The organism is Prosthecobacter sp. (genome assembly GCF_020439865.1).
Classification (GTDB): Bacteria; Verrucomicrobiota; Verrucomicrobiia; order Verrucomicrobiales; family Verrucomicrobiaceae; genus Prosthecobacter.
Map to the genome: position 1 here is coordinate 1 of NZ_JAGRPF010000127.1, position 22491 is coordinate 22491.

Sequence of the window (22491 nt, forward strand, 5' to 3'; positions counted from 1 at the left end):
GCCTCGAAGCCGAAGTACTTCGTGCTCGACATGTTCCCCTATCCGAGCGGCAACGGCCTCCATGTTGGCCATCCGGAGGGCTACACCGCCACGGACATCATCGGCCGCTTCAAGAAAATGTCCGGCTTCAACGTGCTGCACCCGATGGGTTGGGACGCCTTCGGTCTGCCCGCCGAGCAGTATGCGATCAAAACCGGCACGCATCCCCGCGTCACCACGGAGGCAAACGTCGCGAACTTCACCAAGCAGCTCAAATCGCTCGGCTTTGCCTACGACTGGGACCGCGAGGTGAACACCACCGACCCCGGCTACTTCAAGTGGACGCAGTGGATCTTCCTGAAGCTCTACAACTCCTACGTCGGCGACGATGGCAAGGCGCATCCGATCAGCGAACTCGAAGCGCAGGGCCTCTCGCGTGAGGAGATCGACCATCGCCGCCTCGCCTACGTCAGCGAAGCGCCGGTAAACTGGTGCCCGCAGCTCGGCACCGTGCTCGCCAATGAAGAAGTCGTGGACGGCAAAAGCGAAGTCGGCGGATTCCCCGTCGAGCGTCGCCCCATGCGCCAGTGGATGCTGCGCATCACGTCGTATGCCCAGCGCCTCATCGACGAACTCGACGGCCTCGACTGGCCGGAAAGCATCAAGCTGCTCCAGCGCAACTGGATCGGCCGTAGCGAGGGCGCGCATGTCACTTTCAAGGTGGATGGCATCGACGAAACGATCACCGTCTTCACCACACGGCCCGACACGCTGTTTGGAGCCACTTACATGGTCCTCGCGCCCGAGCATCGCCTCGTGGACGAAATCACGAGCGAGGAGCAGCTCCCCGCCGTCGAGGAGTATCGCGAAAAGACCGCGCGGAAGAGCGATCTCGAGCGCACCGAGTTGGCGAAGGAGAAGTCCGGCGTCTTCACCGGCGCTTACGCCATCAATCCGGTGAACAACGAGCGCATCCCCATCTGGATCGCCGATTACGTGCTCATGGGCTACGGCACCGGAGCCATCATGGCCGTGCCCGCGCATGATGAGCGTGATTTTGAGTTCGCGAAGAAGTTTGAACTGCCGATCAAACAAGTCGTGCAGCCGCCAGAAGGTCACGATTGGCAAGGTTATACCGACAACGGCATCGCCGTGAACTCCGGCTTTCTCGACGGCCTGCCCACGCCGGAAGCTAAGAAGAAGATCGCGGCGTGGCTCGAAGAAAAAGGCCTCGGCAAAGGCACCACCAACTTCAAGCTGCGCGATTGGCTCTTCAGCCGTCAGCGCTACTGGGGCGAGCCGTTCCCGATCGTGTGGGAGAACGGCCAGCATCGCAGCCTCCCTGAAAGCGAGCTGCCGCTGCTGCCGCCAACCTTGGAAGACTTCAAACCCACCGGCACGCCCGAGCCTCCGCTCTCCAAAGCCACCGACTGGGTACAATACTCTGCCACCGCGAAGCGCGAGCTCAACACGATGCCGCAGTGGGCGGGTTCATGCTGGTATTACCTGCGTTATTGCGATGCGCGGAACAGCGAGCGCTTTGTCGGCGAAGCTGCGGAGAAGTATTGGATGGGCGGCGGTAAGCCCGGCGGCGTCGATTTGTATGTCGGCGGCACCGAGCACGCCGTGCTGCACCTGCTTTACGCGCGTTTCTGGCACAAGGTGCTCTTTGATCTCGGCTATGTCAGCACGCCGGAGCCGTTCCAGCGTCTGGTGAACCAAGGCCTCATCCTCGGCGAGGATGGTCAGAAGATGTCGAAGTCCCGCGGCAACGTGGTGAACCCCGACGACGTCGTGCGCGAGTATGGTGCCGATGCGCTGCGCCTGTATGAGATGTTCATGGGCCCGCTGGAGCAGGTGAAGCCGTGGAGCATGAAGGGCGTCGAGGGCGTGTATCGCTTCCTCGCCCGCGTGTGGCGTCTGGTCATGGAAGTCGATGACGAAGGCGTGTGGAGCATCTCCAAGGCGCTGCAAGACGTGCCTGCGAACAAGCAGCTCACCAAAGCGCTGCACGAGACGATCAAGAAGTGCGGCGAGGACATCGAGAAGCTCAGCTTCAACACGGCGATCAGCCAGATGATGGTCTGCACGAACGCCTTCACCGGCGCGGAAGTGAAGCCCGCGGGAGCCATCGTGACCTTCCTCAAGGTGCTGAGCCCCTTCGCGCCGCATCTCGCCGAAGAGCTCAACGCGCAGATCCGCGCCAAATTCCCCGCCTTGGCCGCGAAACGCTTCCTCAGCGACGAAACCTGGCCTGCCTACGATCCCGCCGCCCTCATCGAGGACGAGGTGGAGGTCGTCTTCCAGGTGAACGGCAAGCTGCGCGACAAAGCCCGCGTCCCCGTCGCCGCCACGAAGGAGGAGATCGAGCAGATCGCCCTCGCCAGCGCCCGCGTGCAGGAATTCATGGAGGGCAAGCCCGCCAAGAAGATCATCGTCGTCCCCGGCAAGCTAGTGAATATCGTGGTGTAACACTTCGATGTCATGCGCATCGCGATTCTCCATTACTCCAAGCCGCCGACCATCGGCGGTGTGGAGCGTGTGATCGCGGAGCAGGCGGAGGCGTTGCGCAGTCTGGGGCACCAAGTGGAAATCCTGACACGCAACGAATGGCGTGAGGCGACATGGGACGTCGTCATCGTCCACAATGTCTTCACGATGCCGTTCGACCTCGCGTGGACTAGTGAACTCATTGCACTCACGAAAGCGCGTCCGGACATTCGCTGGATCAACTGGGTGCACGATGTGCGCTGGGCGGAGAAGGTGCCGCGGGCGGTTCATGTGGCCGTTTCGGAACATCGGAAGGCTGAATACGCGAAACACACGCAGGAGCCGATTCACGTCATTCCGAACGGCTGTGATGCTGCGGCCATTTTAGGCCTCACCGAGCGGATTGCGGCGCTTAAGCTTGAAACGGCTGACCTGGTGCTGTTTCAGCCGACACGCTTCGTTCGGCGCAAAAACATCGAACTCGGACTGCGCGTGCTCGCGGAGCTTCCGAACGCGATTTATCTCGTCACCGCCGCGCCGGATCCGCATCAAAAAGACGGCCTCAAGTATTTTCGCGAACTCAAACGCCTGGCCAAAGATCTCGGTGTGACGAAACGCGTACACTTCCTCGGCGAAAAGGCTGTTTTGAGCGACGACGACGTGCGCAGCCTCTACCAGATGGCGGATGCTCTCTTTTTCCCGAGCACGCAGGAAGGCTACGGCCTGCCGCTGATCGAGGCGGCGCTGCATCAGGTGCCGGTGTTTTGCTCGGACATTCCGGCGCATCGCGAAGTGGCCGTGGGTGCGACGTTTTTCAAGCTCACGGCGTCGCCCAAGGGCATGGCCCGGAAGATCCGGGGCGATGCCGCGGTCCGGGCGCGTCGCGAGCGGCGTGGACTGATGGCACGGCTGGGCTGGGAGAAGATCGTCAGGGAGCAACTCGAACCGTTGCTTTCCCGTCGAAAGGCTCCATGAGTGGACTTCGATGACCCCCTATTCGAAGAAGGAAGAAATCCAGGCCGTGCTGGAGGCACGGCATCAGAATGTGTTCGCGTTTCTTGGCGCTCATGATGTCGGTGACGGCAGGCAGGTCGTGCGAATGTTTCAACCCTACGCCGCCTCGGTGGCGGTGCACTGCCAGGGCGAACGGATCGAGGCGGAGAAGACGCACCCCGATGGATTCTTCGAGGCGGTGACACCACGCGGTCTTTACGAGGTCGAAGTCACCCCGCATGAGGGCGAATCGACGCGCCTCAGCGATCCCTACTCCTTCGGGCTGCTGCTTGGAGAACAGGACATGTATTTCTTCCGCGAAGGCACCCACCAGCGCCTGTGGGAAGTGCTCGGTGCGCGGCTCAAAACCATCAGCGGCGTGTCTGGCTGCCAGTTCGCCGTCTGGGCGCCGAATGCGCAGCGCGTCTCCGTGGTGGGCGACTGGAACCGCTGGGACGGTCGCGTGCATGTGATGCGCAACCGCATCGAGGCCGGCATCTGGGAAATCTTCATTCCGGGTCTCAAGGAGTTGACGCACTACAAGTTCGAACTCGTGGACAAGCACGGTCACTTGCGGATGAAGAGCGATCCGTATGCCGTCTTCAGCCAGCACGGCACGCAGACCGCCAGCCTCGCGTTTGATCTGGAGCGCTATCGCTGGTCCGATGGCGAGTGGATGCAGAACCGCACGAAGCGTGATCTCTATCACTCGCCCATGAGCATCTATGAGGTACATCTCGGCTCATGGAAACGCAAAACGGACGAGGGGAGCCGCTGGCTCTCGTATCGTGAACTCGCGGATGATTTGATCCCGTATGCCCAAGGACTCGGCTTCACCCATCTCGAGATCATGGGCATCGCCGAGCATCCGTTTGACGGTTCCTGGGGTTATCAAGTGACCGGCTACTTTGCCCCGACCAGCCGCTTCGGAAATCCGGATGAGTTTCGCGAGTTCGTGGACCGCTGCCATCAGGCGGGTCTCGGCGTCATTCTGGACTGGGTTCCCGGTCACTTCCCGAAGGACGATCATGGGCTGGCGAAGTTTGACGGCACCGCCTTGTATGAACACGAAGATCCCCGCCTCGGCGAGCATCAGGACTGGGGCACGCTCATCTTCAACTACGGACGGCATGAGGTGAAAAACTTCCTCATCTCCAATGCGCTTTACTGGCTCGAGCAGTTTCACATCGACGGCCTGCGCGTGGATGCCGTCGCGTCGATGCTCTATCTCGACTACTCGCGCAATCCTGGCGAGTGGGTGCCGAACCACCTCGGCGGACGCGAGAACCTCGAGGCCATCGCCTTCATGCGTGAGCTCAATTCTGTCTGTTACCAGAAGCATCCGGGCACCACGATCATCGCGGAGGAAAGCACGGCGTGGCCGGGGGTCTCGAAGCCGGTAAACTCCGGAGGTCTGGGTTTCGGCTTCAAATGGAACATGGGCTGGATGAACGACAGCCTCCGATACATGGCTCACGAGCCAGTGCACCGGAAGTATCATCATGGCGAGGCCACCTTCTCGATGATCTACGCCTTTGACGAGAACTTCATCCTCGTGCTCAGCCATGACGAGGTCGTGCATGGCAAGGGATCGCTGATCAACAAGATGCCTGGCGATCGTTGGCAGAAGTTTGCGAATCTGCGCATGTTCCTTGCATGGATGTGGACGCATCCGGGCAAGAAACTGCTTTTCATGGGCTGCGAGTTCGGCCAGTGGAACGAGTGGAAGCATGACGCCAGCCTCGACTGGCATCTTTTCCTCGGCGAGGAGCACAGCGGCCTGCAGCGCCTCGTGAAGGATATCAACCACCTCTACACCAAGCGTCCGGCTCTCCACGCCAAAGACCACGAGGCCGGAGGCTTCTGGTGGCTGGATGCGAACGATGCAGACAACAGTATTTTCGCCTTTGCACGTTCCTCGCCCGACGGCGACAAGGTCTATGTGCTCGTCAATGCCACTCCGGTGACGCGCCATGGCTATCGTGTGGGTGTCTCAGATCCTGGCAGCTATCGAGAACTGCTCAACAGTGATGCGGTCAACTACGCCGGTTCGGGTGTGAGTGCGGGTGCTGGTTTTCAAGCGCAGCATGTGTCGTGGCAGGGGCAGCCTTGGAGCATCGTTGTCGATCTGCCGCCGCTCGGCACGCTGGTGCTCGGGCGGTAGGATAGGGTGCCAGAGGTGTTCCGGCGGGTCATCGCAGCAGAATTGCTGTTTGAGGCTTTCAGGATTTCGATTCCCTCGGCCTTCGGCCTCGGGTTTCTCACAGGTCATCCCGGCGGCAGTTCCTGTTCCCGTCCGAGGATGGGCAGACTGCTTGTGTGCTTCGGTAATGCCAAGTTCTGGGGGATGCGCCTAGGAGTGTTCGGAATAAAAGCGGTGTTCTCTGAAATTAGCGCATGACTATTTAAGCGGAGCGTCTAAAAGAACAGCCACTGTTTGGCTATGTATCGATGCAGATACCTTCCATATTCCCTGCGTTGCCGCATAATAGCAGCCTCTACTTCATCTGGGGGCGAGTGGTTCTGTTCAGCCTGCTTGCCACGCCGGCATTGCTTCAGGCCGCTCCATCAACCGGAGACGTGGTGAGAGAACATCATAATCGGGAGATTGAACAAATCGCGAACCACCTGAGCGGTGACGCCCGTGTGGACGACTATTTCAGCTATGTCCTGCTGCCCCTGCTGGGACTTCTCGGTCTCATGTTCTGCCTGCGCCGGATATTCCTGCGTTGAAGCAAGCGTGGTTGCATGATGAGTCCGAAGGTCGTTCGCAACACCGGACTTCCATGCAGCGTTGATGTCGTCCCATGAAACTGCCCACCCTTGCCACCATCCTTCTCACCGCCGTTGCGCTCAGTGCGGCGGACGCTCCCAAATCCGTGTACGATGTCTCGCTGAAGGACATTGACGGCAAAGACACCTCCTTGAAGGATTATCAGGGGAAGGTCATGCTGATCGTCAATGTCGCCTCGAAGTGCGGCAACACGCCGCAGTACAAGCAGCTTGAGGAACTCAATCAGGAGTTCAGCAAGGAGGGGCTCGCCGTTCTCGGCTTTCCCTGCAATGATTTCGGCGGCCAGGAGCCGGGAACCAATGAAGTGATCAAAGAATTCTGCTCGACGAAATACAAGGTGACCTTCCCCATGTTTGACAAGGTCACCTGCAAAGGCCCGAACAAGAGTCCGCTTTATCAAGTGCTGAGCGGCCCCGAGTCGCCGTTCCCCGGGGATGTGAAGTGGAACTTCGGCAAGTTCCTCGTCGGCAGGGACGGCAAGATCCTCAAGCGCTTCGAACCCAAGGTGAAACCGGATTCTCCGGAAGTCGTGTCCGCGATCAAGGAAGCCCTCGCGGCGAAGTAACTGGTTTGGCGTCTTTCAAAGGCAAAAGCTGCGACGGCATGTGCTGTCGCAGCTTTCTTCATGGCCTGAGCGCAACGGTGAACGTCACGCCGACGTGGGGCGTCCCTTCGGACGCTGTGAGTGGGCAGGATTGCCGCCGCCATCTCGTCGATCGGAATCCCGGGGTGCACCGGGAGCGGGGCGGATATCGATGTGGATACCGCCGCGGGCGCCATCCATCATGCGCAGCTTTTCACGGAACTCCTGTGGCACTGCCTTGCGTTCATCGTCCGTGTTCACGGGCCAGCTTTGTTCCTTGCCGTTGTTCGGGCGGGCGATGAAGGTGGTTTTGCCGCCCTCGTTTTTGAGCGTGTATTCGCCGGAGTCATCGCGTCGGGTGACGTTGGTGGCGGCGTGAGATTCATTGAAGTTGAACTGCCTCTCGTTGCTCTCGGGAGGGTTCGTGGACTGCATTTGCGGCGGGGCGTGCGGTGGTGGCGGATTGAGGGCGGGTGGCTTGGGCATGGGGGAGCCGTCATTCGCTTTCGCCCAGTCCTGAATGCGCTTTTCGTATTCGCGCATGTCCTTTTGGAAGCGCTCCATGTGTTCGCTGAATTCCCGGCTGTGGTTTTGGAAGTTCCGGAGGTCGCCGCGAAATACTTCACCATTGAACATGGGCATGCCGTGGGGCGGCCAGCCTCCGAATCCATATTGCACGCGATGCTCGTTGGCGGCCACCATGCGCTCTCCAAGCGTGACCGGCACCTGGGTCTTCTTGCCGCCCGTGATGACATCGAGATTCACGACATCGCCTTTCTTTTTCGCCCGAACGAGGGTCATGAGCTGCTCCATGTTCACGAGATTTTGATCTTCGAATTTCACGAGGATGTCGTGCTGCTTCAATCCGGCCGCTTTTGCCGGAGAATCGGGCATGACTTCGTCCACCATCAGGCCAAAGCCTTCTGGCAGCGAAAACTGCGAGCGCAGTTCGGGGGCCACTTCGCGTGTGAGCACGCCAATGTAAGCCACCGGCTTTTGATCTTCCTGGGGCGACGGGCCAACCCGGCGGGTGCTCTGTGGCTTTTGGGATTGGGACTTCGAACTCCGTGTCTCTGTCTGGACCGTGCCATCGCCATTGGTAATAACGGTGACCGTGGCTGTGGCGGTGCCGCCAGCGTCGCCGGAGGAGGTTTCCGATTTTCGAACCTCCGTTTTGGAGTCCACCTGCTGAGCGCACAACGGTACGGTGCCGAGGCAGGCGATGAGAAGCGTGTGTTTGAGTTTCATGGTGGTTGGGGGCTATTGGAATGAAATCGGCAGCACCAGCTTTTGCTCGCGTGGATATTCCACAATCATCTGGGCACCGTCGCGCGGATCGATCCATGTCTGGCGTTCGCGAGCGATCAGCGTCACATGCTGCTCGGGAAGGTGTTGCGGATTGTAATGAATGCCTTCGTCCTGCACATCTTCCCATTCACGAATGGTGGAGACAGGCAACACGGCGGGCGTGGTGGTCGCCACGGACGCTTCCGTCGGCGCCTGCTGCGCCAGGTGGCTCATCACGACGATGGCGGCTGCCGCACCCAAGGCTGCCCAGCCTGCCGAGGCGAGCCATTGCGGGATGTGATGAGGACGGCGGTTTGTTTGAAGCCAGTTCATGTCGAGTTTCAGTTCTTCATCGACGCGCTTTGAAAGGGCGGTAGATGGAGCGGCGGGCGTCAGGTCGCGCAGGAGGTTTTCGAAGCGGTTGTCGTCAGGGTCGTGGTTCATGGCAAGGCCTCCTTGGGGGTGTTGAAAGGCAGGATGTTGGCGGTGGGAGTGTTGGATTCGCCGAGAAGTTCTTCTTTGAGGGGAGCCAGCTTCTTCTGCATCGCCTGCAGGGCATATCGGTAACGGCCCGCCACAGTGTTGATAGAGTCACCAGTCATCGAGGCGATCTGGTTGAAGGTCAGGTCTCCCCAGAGCTTGAGGGTGACGACCTCGCGTTGTTCCTGTGGTAGATCGTGGAGGGCTTTTTCGACGATGGACGCCACTTCCTGCTGGCCGGGCAGCGGATCAAAGGTGGGCGCGTTCTCACCGGCCACGGCGATGTCAGACTTCGCCTCGCGGTTCACACGGCGGGTGTCCGAGCGTCGTTGATCGAGGGCGATCGTGCGCACGGCGGCGTAGAGAAGGGGAATGTGGTGGCTGTCGCCCTCCGGAAAGCGACGCCACCAGCGCACAAAGGCCATCTGCACCACGTCCTCGGCGTCCGACTTGGACGCGACGAGCTGACGCGCATACAGCACCAGCTGCGGAGCGACTTGCTCGAAGGTTCGTTTCCAGTCAAAAGCGGTTTCCATGCGGGAGGCAGGTGTTTTCAACCTGCCTAACGCCTCCCAGTTCGGTTTTCGTGTGTGGAAAAGCCGAAAATCAGGCCTTCACCATGCCCTGTGGAGATTTGCCCCACTTCAGGCCGTAGCCGATGAACAATCCGCCGACGATGAACATGAACGTCGAAAAGAACTGGCCCTTGGTCAGGCCCAAGATGAGCGACGATCCGCTGTCCGGCTGGCGCACAAACTCGAGTGCGATGCGTGCGATGGCGTAGAAGATGAAAAACAGTCCGGTGATGATGCCCTGGCGCATGCAGGGAAAGCGCAGACGCAGGAAAATAAGGATCGCACTCAGCAGCAGTCCTTCACCGAGTGCTTCGTAAAGCTGCGAGGGATGTCGCGGATGCAGAATCGTCTCCAATTCGGCACGCCCACCGCGATATTTCTCAAAGTAATCGATGATTTCCGGGCTGTGCTGCATGCCCTCGGGGATCAGTCCCGGCTGTCCACCTTGGCGATAGAAGTCCTCGTGCAGGAGTTCCGTTGGGAATTTCACCGCCCATGGCACGTTCGTCACCCGGCCAAACAACTCGCCATTGATGAAGTTCGCGATGCGTCCGAGAAACACTCCGAGCGGTGCGCCGCACACGATGGAGTCACCGATGCCCGCCCATGAGATCTTGTGCTTCCACGCATACCAGCCGCAGAACAGTGTCGTGCCAGCGATGCCGCCATGGCTCGCCATGCCGCCCTGATTGAGCAGGAAAAACGTCCATGGCGCATGGATGAACTCGTCGAAGTTGTATAGCACCATGTAGCCCAACCGGCCACCCAGCACGAGGCCGAAGAGTGACACCATCGTGATGAAATCCGCCACGGCGTCCGGTTTGATCTCACACAGTCCGCGCTTGGAGAGAAACAGCATCACCCGATACGTCAGGTAGAAGCCAAGCACATACGCCAGTCCGTACCAATGCACGGCGATTTTGTCCGTGAATCGAATCACAAAAGGGCTCAGATCGTGCAGGTAATAGGCAAAGAACATTCCTTCACGCTTGGACGGGACCCGCATTCGCACAAGGAACAAAATGTACCTTTGCCGCCAATCACCGCAGATGACTGGTGGCTCTGGATGGAAAGGCGAAATGCATCGGTGAGGCTGTTGATCCGAATTAAACCATCGGGAGGTTTTGCGAATCCCACGGATGCGCTATGCTGGGAAAATGAAAGGAATCGCGATGGCATTCCAAGCAAGCCGGCTGCTTTGCGCGCTGGGGCTGACAGCCTGTCATCACACCCGGGTGACATCTGTGGAGGAGGTGCGGAAAGCGTTTCCTGTGACCCATCAGCGATTGGTGGTGAGCGTGGCGGAGCAGATGCTGGTGACGTTTGACCGGGACCAGCCGAAACGGTTGTATCCGGTGAGCACTTCACGATTTGGTGTGGGCAACAAGCGGGGATCCTACAAGACGCCGTTGGGACGAATGGAGGTGGTTGAGATCGTGGGCAAGGGACTCCCGGCGGGAGCGAAGCTGAAGGCCCGTCAACCGACGGGGGAAGTTGTGCCGGTGGACGCTCCCGGGCGTGATCCGATCGTGACCCGCGTGCTGCGTCTGCGTGGCTTGGAACGGCAAAATGAGTGGGCACTGGACCGGGCGATCTACATCCACGGCACGCCGGAGGAATCGAAGCTGAAAACTCCGGCGTCCTATGGTTGTGTGCGGATGGCTTCTGCGGACATCATCGCTTTGTGCAAATGGGTGAAGGTTGGGGCGCGGGTGGACATCGTGCTCGGGAAGTTGCCGTCTCCGGAGCAATTGTCGCCATGAAGTGACACCGGAGACGGGCTTGAGGGAAGAAGGGATTGAGATATGAATGGGGTGTCGTAATGAGCGAGGTCCGCCATTCCACAGATACGCATGTCCAAACCCATCCTGAAGCGTCGTCAGATTCTGAAAACCGTCGCACTGACGGTTTTTGGCACGTTAGTGGCGTGGTACGTGGGGGCGATCTTGAGCTTTGCCTTCAGCTCCTACGGCTTTAACAACCGCTTTTCCGAGGTGGCGGTTCAACACCATTGGTGGTTCCTCGTGTGGAGCAATCTGGTCGTGCTCAAAGGTTACTTCCTGGTGGCGGCGGGCTACGTGGCAGTGATTTATCCCTTGGTGCGGATGTGGGGCAGCGTGCGGTCTTTTGAGCGCTGGGGGGTGGTATGGCGCACGCTTCTCTTTGCCGGGCTGTTGTACGGGTTTTTCATCGTGAAGCTGATGCTGGCGAAGCCGTTTTTTGGGGACTATAGCTACCTGCTGGGCTGGTATGACGCCCTAGGCCGCTTGTTTGGCACGGGCGTGCAGGATGCGGTGCATGTCTTGATTGCGCATGTTTTCCCTTTGACCGCCATCGTGGCGGCGTCGGGGTTCTATCTCTTTGAGCTGCGCCGGTGGTTCGCAGGTGCAGCTCGACCGCTGCTCTTTAGCATCGGGTCTGTCGCAGGCATCCTGGCGCTGCTGGTGGTGAGCGGGTATGGCGTGGGCCATGTGCCGGCTGAAGGTGAACTGGCGGGCGGCAAGAAGCGTCCGAAGAATATCGTGATTCTAGGGTCCGACTCTTTGCGCGCTGATCATCTTTCCTGCAACGGCTATCACCGTCTGACATCGCCGAACATCGATCGAATTGCGGCGAAGGGAGTGAATTTTCAACGCTGTCTGACGCCGATCGCCTCGACGCTGGAATCTCTCACCAGCATGTTTTCCTCGCAGTATCCCCACACCCACGGGGTGCGGCACATGTTCCCGAACCGGGCGATGGTGGATCACGCCAACCGTGAAGCGCCGTCGCTAGGCGCTGAGCTGCAACGGCGTGGTTATGACACGGCGGTGATCGGCGACTGGTGCGCCTGCGGCTTCACCGAACTGCCGATGGGATTCAAGGACATCATCGTCTCCGACTTCGACAACTTCCGCGTGTACATGAGCGAGGCGGTGTTCCTGCATCATCAGATCCTGCCGCTGTTCTTCGACAATCGCGTGGGACACATGCTGTTCCCAAAGCTCAAATCGTTCGCCAACTACATGACGCCGGAGGTCGTCACTGACCAGGTCATTGACCGTCTCAAGCAACGTGCCGCCGACCGGAAACCGTTTCTGTTGTTTGGCTACTATTCCTGCACGCACCTGCCGTATAAAACGCCGACACATTACGCGAGACTTTGGACAGATCCCAAATACGCCGGGCCGCACAAACACGAACTGGCACTGAACGTGGACCAGTTCATCGGCGGCACGGACATCAATGAGAAGTGGAGCAAGCTTCCGAGGCAGGAGGTGGAGCAGATTACAGCTTTGTATGACGGCTGTGTGCGCATGTTCGACGACTCCGTGGGTCGTGTGGTGGCGGAACTCGAGAAGCAGGGGTTGATGGATGACACGATCATTCTCATCACAGGGGACCACGGGGACGACCTCTTTGAGCCAAACTGCACCTTCGGCCACGGAACCACTTTCAACGGCGGGGATCAGGCCAACCACGTTCCTGCCATCTTCCACATTCCAGGCGTCGATCAGCCGCAGCGTCATTCGCAGATCGCGCGCACGCTCGATTTCGTGCCGACGCTGCTCGACCTCGTTGGTGTTCCTCCTGAACCACATTTTGAGGGAGCGAGTCTGGCACCGGTCATTCGCGGAGAGAAGCAAAGCCTCGACCTCGCCTTCTATGGCGAAAGCAGCTATCTTTTTTTCAAACGCACCATTCCGGGCGAGGAGCCTCTCTTCATCCCTCCCATGGATGAAACCACATTCATCGACCCGGACTTCGATTTTCATTTTGTGCTCAAGGACAAGTTTCAGGAGGCGGTGCTTAAAACAAAGGAGCACTGTGTTCGAACCGAACGCTTTAAATACATCCGCACGCCCGGAGTGCATCACTCGATCGAACGTCTGTTTGATTTGCGGGAGGATCCTCATTGCGAGCGTGATGTGAAGTTGCGTTATCCGGAGGTGAAGGCGCGCCTTGCCGCCGCCATGGATCGGTGGCTGACCACTCATCAGCAGAGCACGACGGCAGAGATCTACGGCATACTCGGCGAGGACAACCTTCAGCCCACAGCACCATGAATGACGCCGATCTGCCGCATCTCGTCATCGGGGCCTGTATGAATGTTCATCGTGCCTTGGGGCCGGGCTTGTTACGGGATGCCTATGATGAGTGTCTGGCCATCGAACTGCGGGAAATGGAATTCGATTTCAAACGCAACTTGCCTCTGCAGTTCGACTACCATGGCCGTCGCGTGAAGACGGGAGCCTACCTCGATTTTGTCATCGGCGGGGTGCTGCTGTTGTTGGTTCGATCGCAAGAGGATGTTTCGAAGCGGGAGCAGCAGGAGCTCGAATCCAAAGTGAAACTGGGCCGGTTTAAGGCCGGACTGCTCGTCAATTTCAATGTCAGCAGCCTGCGGAAGGGGATTCATCAGGTTACCGTGAAGCGCCGCGAGGTGCCCCAGGGAGGGGTGGCCTGACGAGCGGGGGCCCGCTGTTGGGGCTTCTAATCCCAAATGGGGGGTGAAAAAGGGATCGGTAAGGGATTGAGATATTTTATCTTTATGCCTGGATTGTGAAAAAGTCGCTTTTTCGTGGCGTTTTCCCGGCCATGAAGAATCCCTTCTTGTTTCCAGTCATAGCTCTCAGTTTGCTTTCCTACCCTGCTTTTGCCGCAAGCAAATCGGATACGGCGGCGGCGGCCAAAGAGATTGATTCCATTCTCGCCAAGGACTGGGCGGCCAATAAACTTAAAGGCAATCCTGCCACCGACGACAACACTTTCGTCCGTCGCATTTACTTGGACGTCATCGGCCGCATCCCGACGACGCGCGAAACGGAAGAGTTCCTTGCTTCCAAGGACGCTGACAAGCGCGCAAAGCTGATCGACAAACTCCTCGCTTCCGAGGCCTATGTTCAGCATTTCTTCAACTACTGGGCTGATGTGCTGCGTCTGACCACGAATGGCAATCAGACAGGCGCGATCACCGGTGCAGCCTATGCGAACTTCGTCAAAGAAAGCCTCCGCGAGAACAAGCCCTACGATCAGTTTGTTCGTGACATGGTGGCTGCTCAGGGCAAGGCCTGGGACAATGGTGCCATCGGCTACTACATGCGCGACCGCGGCATGCCGCTGGACAACATGGCCAACACCGTGCGCGTCTTTCTGGGAACCCGTATTGAGTGTGCTCAGTGTCACAATCACCCATTCGACAAATGGTCGCAGATGCAGTTCTACCAAATGGCCGCCTTTACCTACGGCGTTCAGACGCAGGATTACTACGGAGACACGATGGACGGAGTCCGTGATCTGCTAAAGGAGAAGGAAGATGCCGCTCGTGCAGCTATCAAGGAACCGCAGCGTCCCCAGCGTGTGAGGCCCGACCGCAAGATGACCAAAGAGCAGATTGCTGAGCTGGAAAAGGACTACACCCGTCAGATGAAGGAATACGAGCAGAAGATGGTGGTGGTGAACAAGCAGCGCAACGAAGCGCGTGAAAAGCTCCGCAAGGAACAGCGCAGCTATCAGGAAGCCATGACTGATGTGCGCAACACCATGCGCTACACCTCGGTCAGCAACCGTGACCGCCAGCCGACTCTCCCACACGACTACCAGTACAGCGATGCCAAGCCGAAGTCTTCGGTCGCTCCTGTTGCGATGATGGGCCATGCCTGCGAAGCCCTCCCGGGCGAGACGCAACTTCAGGCTTATGCACGTTGGATGACCAGTCCGCAGAATCCGCGCTTTACCACGGTCATCGCCAACCGCCTTTGGAAGCGTGTCTTTGGTCTCGCCTTGATCGAGCCGCTCGACGAACTCATGGACACGAGCACCCCGATGCTTCCTGAAATGGAAAAGCAGATCGAGAAGCTTGTCGTGGATCTCAAATACGACATGAAGGCGGTGCTGCGTGTTCTCTACAACACCAAGACGTATCAGGCTCAGGTGACACGGCAGGAACATGCTCCTGGCGAAGTTTATCATTTCACCGGCCCGCTGCTCCGTCGAATGAGCGCCGAGCAGATGTGGGATTCATTTGTCACGCTGATTAATCCCAGCCCGGACATGATCAATCAGGCCAATCGTGACGCCATGGAGCAGCGTATCCTCCAGGCCAAGAAAATCGCAGACAGCATTGACGCTCTGTCAGCGGAAGAGGCTCTCGCGGGGCTTAAAAAGGCCGCCGAGGTTTACGGTAGAAATCGGGCCCGCACGGACGAGCAGCAGAAGCTGTATTCCGAGGCTCGCACCGCCTACAAAGAGGCTGCTGACGAGGCCGATGCCATGCCGGATGGTCCGGCCAAGCAAGCAGCTCTGGCCAAGGCGAGCGCTTTGGAGCAGAAGTACAAGGACATCCGTAATGAGGTGAACCGGATCCAGGGCGAAGGCCGCCGGGTGACCTATGCCGAGGTCATTGGAGCCGGACAGAAGAAGCTCTATGAGAAAGTCACCGGAAAGCCCTTCCAAACCGTTGCCTTGAACACTAAAGGTTCACCGGTTGGCGCTGATGATGCGCCGGTCATGTCGAGCGGCGGTGATATGATGATGATGACGAGCAGCGGCAAGGCCGAAAAAGTCGTGATTCCTGGTTATGACCGTAGAGAGCTTACCAAGGAAGAGCGTCAGGCCATCTCTGACAAGATCCGGGCTGCGTTGAAGGAAGAGGCAGACTTCTTCGGAATCCCAGAGAAAGAGCAGCGCTCCTACATCAGCGCACGCGAAAACATCAATCGCCGGTATGTGCGTGCGGCCGAAGAGCAAAGCCCCGCGCCGCGTGGCCATTACTTGCGCGAGTTCGGTCAGAGTGATCGTGAGACGATCGAGAACGCCAACAACGATGCCAGCGTGCCGCAGGCGCTCGCCATGATGAATGGATCGCTCCTGCCCGACATCCTCAGCAAGTACAGCCAGTTGATGCTCACGGTGAACAAGGCGCAGTATCCGGACGACAAGGTCGAGGCCGCCTACATGACCGTTCTCTCCCGCAAGCCGTCCACTGCCGAGAAGCAGGTCTGGCTCAAGGCTCAGGACGAGGGGCTGAATAGCATGGAGGATCTTGTTTTCGCCCTCCTCAACACCCAGCAGTTTATTTTCATTCAGTAAGACAACACACACCAAAGCCAACAACACGCGCACCTCCCATGAAACAGGAACTCGCCTCCAAACTCCTCCGCTCCGGTGAAATCAGCCGTCGCGACTTCGCCGCCAAGACTGCCTCATCGCTGCTCGGCGTGGGGTTGCTTGGCAACTCGCTCACCAGCAAGTCCTTCGCAGCCTTTGAAGGCTCGTCGAAGCTCAAGCAGGCGGCCACGGCCAAGAACGTGATCTACCTCTACATGGGTGGCGGTCAGTCGCACATGGACACCTGGGATCCGAAGGTGGGCGTCGAAACTGCCGGCCCGACCAAGCCGATCAAGACCAGCGCGGACGGTGTGCGCATTTCCGAGTATTTGCCCCTTACGGCGCAGCAGATGCATCATGGCACGGTCATCAATTCGCTTTCCTCCACTCAGGGGGCGCACGAGCAGGGTAACTACATGATGCACACCAGCTACGAGCTGCGTGGCACCATCCGTCATCCTGCCATGGGCGCCTGGCTGAACGTCTTCCAAGGTGGCGGCAACAGCACTCTGCCGAACTTCGTTTTCGTTGGCAATGACAGCCGTCACCCCGGTGCCGGTTTCTTCCCCGCCGCCCAGGCCCCGTTGTTTGTCAGCAATCCGGAAAACGGCCTCAAGAACATCAAGAACAATGTGCCTGAGGACAAGTTCATGGCCCGCATGAAGCTCGCCGATGAACTCGACAAAGACTTCCACAAGACCTTCCCTCATCGCAACGTCAACGCCTACGCCGACATGTACGATGATGCGATGGCCATGATGAAGTCTGAGGACCTCAAGGCATTCGACCTCAGCGAAGAGCCGGGTGAACTCCGTGCCGCCTACGGCAAGGAAGCATTCGGTCAGGGCTGCCTGCTTGCCCGTCGTCTCGTGGAGCGCGGTGTGCGTTTCGTCGAAGTTTCCCTCGGTGGCTGGGACACGCACAACGCCAACTTCGTCGCCGTTCCGGAACGTTGCGAAACGCTCGACAAGGGCCTCGCCACCCTCATCTCCGACCTTCATAACCGCGGACTGCTTGAGGACACCCTCATTGTGCTGACCTCGGAGTTCGGACGCACGCCGGACATTAACCAGAACGCCGGACGCGATCACTATCCGAAGGCCTTCTCCGCCGTCATGTTCGGCGGTGGTGTCAAAGGTGGCTACACCTACGGCAAGACCGACAAGGAAGGTCGCGAAGTCGTCGAGAACAAGGTCAAGATCCAGGACTTCAACGCCTCGATCGCCTACGCCCTTGGCCTGCCGCTCGACCACGTCATCTACAGCCCCAGCAAGCGTCCGTTCACAATTGCGGACAAGGGCCAGCCGGTCACTGATCTCTTCGCTTAAGCGACGGCCGATCTCGCTTCATTACACGCACGCGACGCCTCACCAGCGTCGCGTGTTTTTTTGTGGGTCTGGAAGGCAGTGAAACGAATTCACCCCTTTGTCTTGCTCACGAGCCGGACGCCCTCGATGCGCATCTTTTTGTCGGCCGCCTTGCACATGTCATAGATCGTAAGCGCCGCGACGCTCACGGCCGTAAGGGCTTCCATCTCGACGCCTGTTGGTGCCACGGTCAGCGCGGTGGCAGTGATGTGGACGGCCTTCGCATGCAGTTCGAACTCGATCTGCACCTTGCTGAGCGGGATCTGATGGCAGAGGGGAATCAGGTGCTGCGTCTGTTTCGCGGCCTGAATGGCCGCAATGCGGGCGATGCTGAGGACGTCACCTTTCTTAACCTGGTTCTTTCGAATCAGAGAAAGCGTGGCCGGTTGAAGCACGATCCGGCCCTCGGCGACGGCTTCGCGTCTCACAGCAGGTTTGGTCGAGACATCGACCATGGAGGCTGCGCCTTGACGGTTTATATGGGTGAGTTTGGGCATGAACGAAAAAGTCAGGTGTTAGAGGTGATGAGCTCTGTGTGTCGCGTGTCATAGCCCATAACTCGTAACGCATAGCCATTTTCACCCTCCGATCGCAATCATGCGGCGGTTGGGCTGGTAGTTGTGACGGAAGTCGTGCTCCTTGGGCTTGCGGGCGACCACGTTTTGGAAAAAGGCGGCCAGTTCGGCATCGTCGCATCCGCCCCGCAAAACACTGCGCAGATCAAACTCCAGGAAACTGCCGAGGCAGGGACGCAGCTTGCCGTCACAAGTAAGGCGCAGTTTGTCGCAGCTCTCACAGAAGTGGAGATTCGTCATCGCACCGATGAATCCGATCTTCTGACCAGTGTCGGGGATGAGATGATACGCGGCCGGGCCGTTGGTGCGAAACTCTGGCAGGGGTGTTAGAGGGCCCGTGGTCTGCTCGACGAGTTTCCTGGCGGTGGCAATCGGCAGGAAGGTGTCATCGCTCAAAACCTCCTGGGTGCTGACAGGCATAAGCTCGATGAAGCGCAGCAGGGCGTTCTTGTCGCGGGCGAACTGGATGAGCGCGGGCATTTCGCGCTCGGTCTGCCCCTTCATGAGGACGCAGTTGAGCTTGATCGCCTGAAACCCGGCTGCAATGGCGGCATCGACACCTTCGATCACACGTGGCAGGAGGTCACGGCCTGTGGTGCGCTGATAGACCTCCCGGTCGAGAGAATCGAGCGAGATGTTCGCCGTGCGGACCCCGGCTTTGACAAGGCGTTCGGCCATCGTGATTCCCTCGTCGGTTTTGGCGAGCAGGGTGCCGTTGGTGGAGATGCCGATGTCTTCGATGCCGGGAATCTGCGCGAGATTGGCGCAGAACTCATCCACGTCGGGGCGGGTGAGGGGTTCGCCGCCAGTAACACGGATCTTTTTGATCCCGAGCGAAGCCCCAACGCGCACAATGCGCAGCATCTCGTCGTAGCTGAGGGTGTCTTCCTTGGCGAACCAGGCCTGCTCCTCCTCGGGCATGCAGTAACGGCAGCGTTCGTTGCACCGGTCGGTGACGGAGACGCGCAGGTAGGAGATGCGATGGCCAAAAAGGTCTTCCACTTCCATCCTAAACCACAGTCTGTGCTCCGGCTCAAGCCTTGGTATGCTGAAGCGGCAGGCGCATGGTGAATACGGTTTCAATTCCCGGAGAACTCGTCAGTTCCACCGTGCCTCCGTGTGCTTCGACAGCCCGTTTGACAATGGAGAGTCCGAGGCCGGTGCCTTTGATCTGCGAGGAGTGGTGCTTGTTGCCCCGGTAGAAGCGTTTGAAGACGAAGGGCAGGTCGTGCGCCGGGATTCCGATGCCGTTGTCGCTGACCTTGAGGATACAGGTGTTGTCCTGCCACTCACCAGAGACCCGGATGACCAGGCCGGGCCGGTTGTTCTCCTTGATGGAGTTTTCGATGAGATTGGTGAAGACTTGGTCCCAGTAAAAACGGTCACCGATGAGCTGGCCGCCATCCTCGGGAAAGTCGTACTCGATGCGTGCGTCGCGGCCTTCGAGCATCGGCGCCAGGTGGTCGGCGGCATCCTGGGCACAGGCCTGGACGTCGAACGGCTCCTTGTTCAGTCCGCTTCCGGCGTCCTCCAGCCGTGAGATGGCGAGCATGTCCTCGATGATGCGTGCGATCCTCTTGCCGTGTTTCTCCATCACATCGAGGCTGCGCTTCATCGAGGCGGGAGCCTTGGCTGCGTCCTCCTGCAGCATTTCGATGTAGCCGTTGATGAGCGTGAGCGGCGTGCGCAGTTCATGCGACGCGTTGGCGACGAAATCCCGGCGAATCTGCTCGGTCATGGCCGCGTCAGTCACATCCTGGATCATGAGCCAGGCTCCTCCGCCCGAGGTCGCTGCCAGCGGTGCTGATTCAATGAGAAAGTGGCGTCCGCTGAGATCGGTGCCAGCACCCACATCAGACGGGAGCATCTGGATGCGTTTGGTCATGGGTTGTTTCTCCGTGATCGCCTCCTGCACCAGATCGGTGATCTGATGATCGCGTACGACCTCGATCAAGGCGCGTCCGGGCCGGGTCTCCGCATGATGAAGCAGTCTTTTCAGCGGCTGATTTGCATAGCGCACACGCAGGTGCTCATCCACCAGCACAAGGCCCTGGCTGATCTCATCAAGCAGGGTTTCGAAGACGCGGCGCTGCTCCGCCTGATGCTCTGCTTCCTGGCGGGCCACAAACAGGGCGCTCGCCTGGGCGTGAAGCTGGCTGGCATCACGTGCCCGCATGCCGATGGCCTTGGCGACGCCCTCCCAGCGTTCCCTCCATCGCAGCTCGCACCGCGTGTGATGGAAAATGCTGATGACCAGCAGCAGGGACAGGACGATGCAAAGTGTGGTCATGCAGGCTGAGAAGCGGCGAGCTCCGTCTGGAACTGGAAGCCGGTGCCTCGAATGGTGACGATATGTTCGCCGGCCGCACCGAGTTTTTCTCGCAGGCGCTTGATATGGGTGTCGAGCGTCCGGGTGGCCACATCGCTGTTGTAGCCCCAGACATCGCGAAGCAGGTCGGCCCGGCTGTGCACGGCGGTGTCGTTTTCCATCAAGGTGGTCAGGAGCTTGAACTCGATGGTGGTCAGATCCAGCGGTGTGCCGTCCAGAAAGAGCTTCATGTTCTTGCGGTCCAGCATGAAGCGTCCTCGCTGAAGCTCCGACACGTGCGTCACTTTCTTCACACGGCGCAGCACGGCGCTGATGCGCAGGTAGAGCTCACGCGGGCTGAAAGGCTTGGTGAGATAGTCATCCGCTCCGAGTTCCAGCCCGGCGATCTTGTCCGTGACCTGCCCCTTGGCGGTGAGGAAGATCACAGGGATGGTGGAGGTGCGCGTGTCCGCGCGCAGGCGTTTGAAGATCTGGAGGCCGTCGAGTCCTGGCAGCATCAGGTCCAGCACGATGAGCTCCGGCTGCTGTTCGAGGGCGATCGGCATCGCCCGCAGTCCGTTGGCCACGCAGATGGGCTCATGGCCCTCGCGGGTGAGGTGCAGGGCGATCAATTCCGCGATATCCGACTCATCCTCGACGATCAGTATCTTGCTCATGATGGGGTTTTCCGGTCTGGCAGTGTCTGGGGCAAATTCATGATGGTGACGAAGCTGTCACATGGAAATGTTCCTGCCGCGATGAAATTTTGCCTGCGTGACAGATTCGTCACGAGGCCCAACTTGGAGAGGTTTCGTGCGTGCGCTTGATCAGAGTCCAGTCCACTTTCTCCCATCATGAGGGTCCTCATCGTCACTGACACGTATCCGCCAGACATCAATGGCGTGGCGCGTACGCTTAACACCCTCGGTGTGGGGCTCGAGCGCCGGGGGCATGCGGTTCAGGTGGTCACCACGGTCGAGTCGGCGGATGGTTTGAAACGTCACGTGATGCATTCCATGCCCTTGCCGGGTTATCCGGGGCTTCGCTTTGGTTTTGCCTCCATTCGGCAGATGCTGGAGATTTTTGGCCGTTTCCGGCCGGACGTTCTCTACTTGGCCACTGAAACGCTCATGGGCATTTCTGCCATCCGCGCGGCGGGGAAGCGCGAGATTCCCGTCATCTCCGGGTTTCATACCAATTTTCAGAACTATCTCGAAGACTACCATCTCCCCGGAATGGAAACGGTGGCCCAAGGCGTGCTGCGAGCGATCCATAACCAGACGGCTCGCACTCTGACGCCTTCCAGTGACACCGCCAATACATTGGAGCGCTGGGGCATTCAAAATGTCGGCGTTCTGGGACGCGGTGTGGATACCGAACTGTTTGATCCCATCCGGCGGGACCCGGTTCTGCGGAAAAGCTGGGGGGCTGATGATTCCACCCCCGTGGCCATCTATGTGGGCCGGGTCGCGGCGGAGAAGAATCTGGAACTCGTGGTGCGCGCCTTCGATGTATTTCGAGAGAATCAACCGGCCGCGCGCATGGTCATTGTCGGCGATGGACCGCGTCTCGAATCTCTCAAGCAGGAGCGCCCGGACTTTCATTATGCCGGTGCCCGCACAGGGGAGGATCTTGCGACACATTATGCCTCAGGAGACGTGTTTCTCTTTCCCAGCATCACGGAAACCTTCGGCAATGTTGTCTTGGAGGCCATGTCCGCCGGGCTGGGCGTTGTGGCCTACGACTATGCCGCTCCGCGTTTGCTGATTCGTTCCGGAGAAAACGGCTGGCTGGCTCCCTTCGATGAAGAGGCCGCGTTTCTCGCGCAGACTCGCGCCGCCGCGGCCGCCTGGCAGAACAACGATCTCCGCTTCGCAGCGCGTCAGACCGCATTTGACCTTGGCTGGGAGCGCGTCATCGAGCAGTTTGAGCACGAACTGGCATCCGTAATGCCTGCGTCACTGGTCTGAA

The 22491-nt window shown here is 59.1% G+C and carries 19 protein-coding genes; 11 read left to right on the top strand and 8 right to left on the bottom strand.

Annotated features, from left to right (window positions below):
• The 5 genes from leuS to KDL09_RS14945 form a co-directional block, all read left to right on the top strand.
• Positions 1–2451 (top strand): leucine--tRNA ligase (gene leuS, locus KDL09_RS14925; protein WP_294386615.1); only part of this gene is annotated, 2451 nt, incomplete at its 5' end.
• 12 nt (positions 2452–2463) lie between these two features.
• Positions 2464–3444, top strand: a complete 981-nt coding sequence (locus tag KDL09_RS14930; RefSeq protein ID WP_294386617.1) for a glycosyltransferase family 4 protein — start codon at positions 2464–2466, stop codon at positions 3442–3444.
• Between the two features lie 10 nt (positions 3445–3454).
• Entirely contained in the window at positions 3455–5626 is a 2172-nt protein-coding gene (glgB, locus tag KDL09_RS14935; RefSeq protein WP_294386619.1) for a 1,4-alpha-glucan branching protein GlgB, read from the top strand.
• Positions 5627–5913: 287 nt separating this feature from the next.
• Positions 5914–6195, top strand: coding sequence for a hypothetical protein (locus tag KDL09_RS14940; protein WP_294386620.1), 282 nt, complete (start codon positions 5914–5916; stop codon positions 6193–6195).
• A gap of 74 nt (positions 6196–6269) precedes the next feature.
• Entirely contained in the window at positions 6270–6821 is a 552-nt protein-coding gene (locus KDL09_RS14945) for a glutathione peroxidase (RefSeq protein ID WP_294386622.1), read from the top strand.
• A gap of 84 nt (positions 6822–6905) precedes the next feature.
• On the opposite strand, the gene KDL09_RS14950 is transcribed toward KDL09_RS14945, so the two are convergent.
• From KDL09_RS14950 to lgt, 4 genes are all read right to left on the bottom strand, one after another.
• Positions 6906–8087: a PDZ domain-containing protein gene (locus KDL09_RS14950; protein WP_294386623.1), complete on the bottom strand. Its 1182-nt coding sequence runs from the start codon at positions 8085–8087 to the stop codon at positions 6906–6908.
• Between the two features lie 12 nt (positions 8088–8099).
• Positions 8100–8570, bottom strand: coding sequence for a hypothetical protein (locus tag KDL09_RS14955; RefSeq protein ID WP_294386625.1), 471 nt, complete (start codon positions 8568–8570; stop codon positions 8100–8102).
• The gene (locus KDL09_RS14960; RefSeq protein ID WP_294386627.1) at positions 8567–9142 is read right to left on the bottom strand and encodes an RNA polymerase sigma factor; all 576 of its coding nucleotides are present in this window, start codon (positions 9140–9142) and stop codon (positions 8567–8569) included. The genes KDL09_RS14955 and KDL09_RS14960 overlap by 4 nt, the downstream gene beginning before the upstream one ends.
• A gap of 70 nt (positions 9143–9212) precedes the next feature.
• Positions 9213–10187 (bottom strand): prolipoprotein diacylglyceryl transferase, encoded by a 975-nt coding sequence (gene lgt / locus KDL09_RS14965; protein WP_294386629.1) that lies wholly within the window; start codon positions 10185–10187, stop codon positions 9213–9215.
• Between the two features lie 166 nt (positions 10188–10353).
• Between lgt and KDL09_RS14970 the strand changes: the two genes are divergently transcribed.
• From KDL09_RS14970 to KDL09_RS14990, 5 genes are all read left to right on the top strand, one after another.
• A complete protein-coding gene (locus KDL09_RS14970) occupies positions 10354–10944 on the top strand; it encodes a L,D-transpeptidase (RefSeq protein WP_294386632.1) in 591 nt (196 codons plus the stop codon).
• Between the two features lie 90 nt (positions 10945–11034).
• Complete coding sequence (locus tag KDL09_RS14975; RefSeq protein ID WP_294386633.1) at positions 11035–13227, top strand: sulfatase; 2193 nt, start codon at positions 11035–11037, stop codon at positions 13225–13227.
• The gene (locus tag KDL09_RS14980; protein WP_294386634.1) at positions 13224–13628 is read left to right on the top strand and encodes a GxxExxY protein; all 405 of its coding nucleotides are present in this window, start codon (positions 13224–13226) and stop codon (positions 13626–13628) included. The genes KDL09_RS14975 and KDL09_RS14980 overlap by 4 nt, the downstream gene beginning before the upstream one ends.
• Positions 13629–13759: 131 nt before the next feature.
• Positions 13760–16252, top strand: coding sequence for a DUF1549 domain-containing protein (locus KDL09_RS14985; protein ID WP_294386637.1), 2493 nt, complete (start codon positions 13760–13762; stop codon positions 16250–16252).
• 38 nt (positions 16253–16290) lie between these two features.
• Positions 16291–17598 (top strand): DUF1501 domain-containing protein, encoded by a 1308-nt coding sequence (locus KDL09_RS14990; RefSeq protein ID WP_294386639.1) that lies wholly within the window; start codon positions 16291–16293, stop codon positions 17596–17598.
• 89 nt (positions 17599–17687) lie between these two features.
• On the opposite strand, the gene moaC is transcribed toward KDL09_RS14990, so the two are convergent.
• From moaC to KDL09_RS15010, 4 genes are all read right to left on the bottom strand, one after another.
• Entirely contained in the window at positions 17688–18134 is a 447-nt protein-coding gene (gene moaC, locus KDL09_RS14995) for a cyclic pyranopterin monophosphate synthase MoaC (protein ID WP_294386642.1), read from the bottom strand.
• Between the two features lie 81 nt (positions 18135–18215).
• Complete coding sequence (gene moaA / locus KDL09_RS15000; RefSeq protein ID WP_294386644.1) at positions 18216–19214, bottom strand: GTP 3',8-cyclase MoaA; 999 nt, start codon at positions 19212–19214, stop codon at positions 18216–18218.
• Between the two features lie 31 nt (positions 19215–19245).
• Positions 19246–20502: an ATP-binding protein gene (locus KDL09_RS15005; protein WP_294386647.1), complete on the bottom strand. Its 1257-nt coding sequence runs from the start codon at positions 20500–20502 to the stop codon at positions 19246–19248.
• Complete coding sequence (locus tag KDL09_RS15010) at positions 20499–21197, bottom strand: response regulator transcription factor (RefSeq protein ID WP_294386650.1); 699 nt, start codon at positions 21195–21197, stop codon at positions 20499–20501. Before KDL09_RS15010 ends, KDL09_RS15005 begins: the two co-directional genes overlap by 4 nt.
• 177 nt (positions 21198–21374) lie before the next feature.
• Between KDL09_RS15010 and KDL09_RS15015 the strand changes: the two genes are divergently transcribed.
• Complete coding sequence (locus tag KDL09_RS15015) at positions 21375–22490, top strand: glycosyltransferase family 1 protein (RefSeq protein ID WP_294386653.1); 1116 nt, start codon at positions 21375–21377, stop codon at positions 22488–22490.
• Position 22491 lies beyond the last annotated feature (1 nt).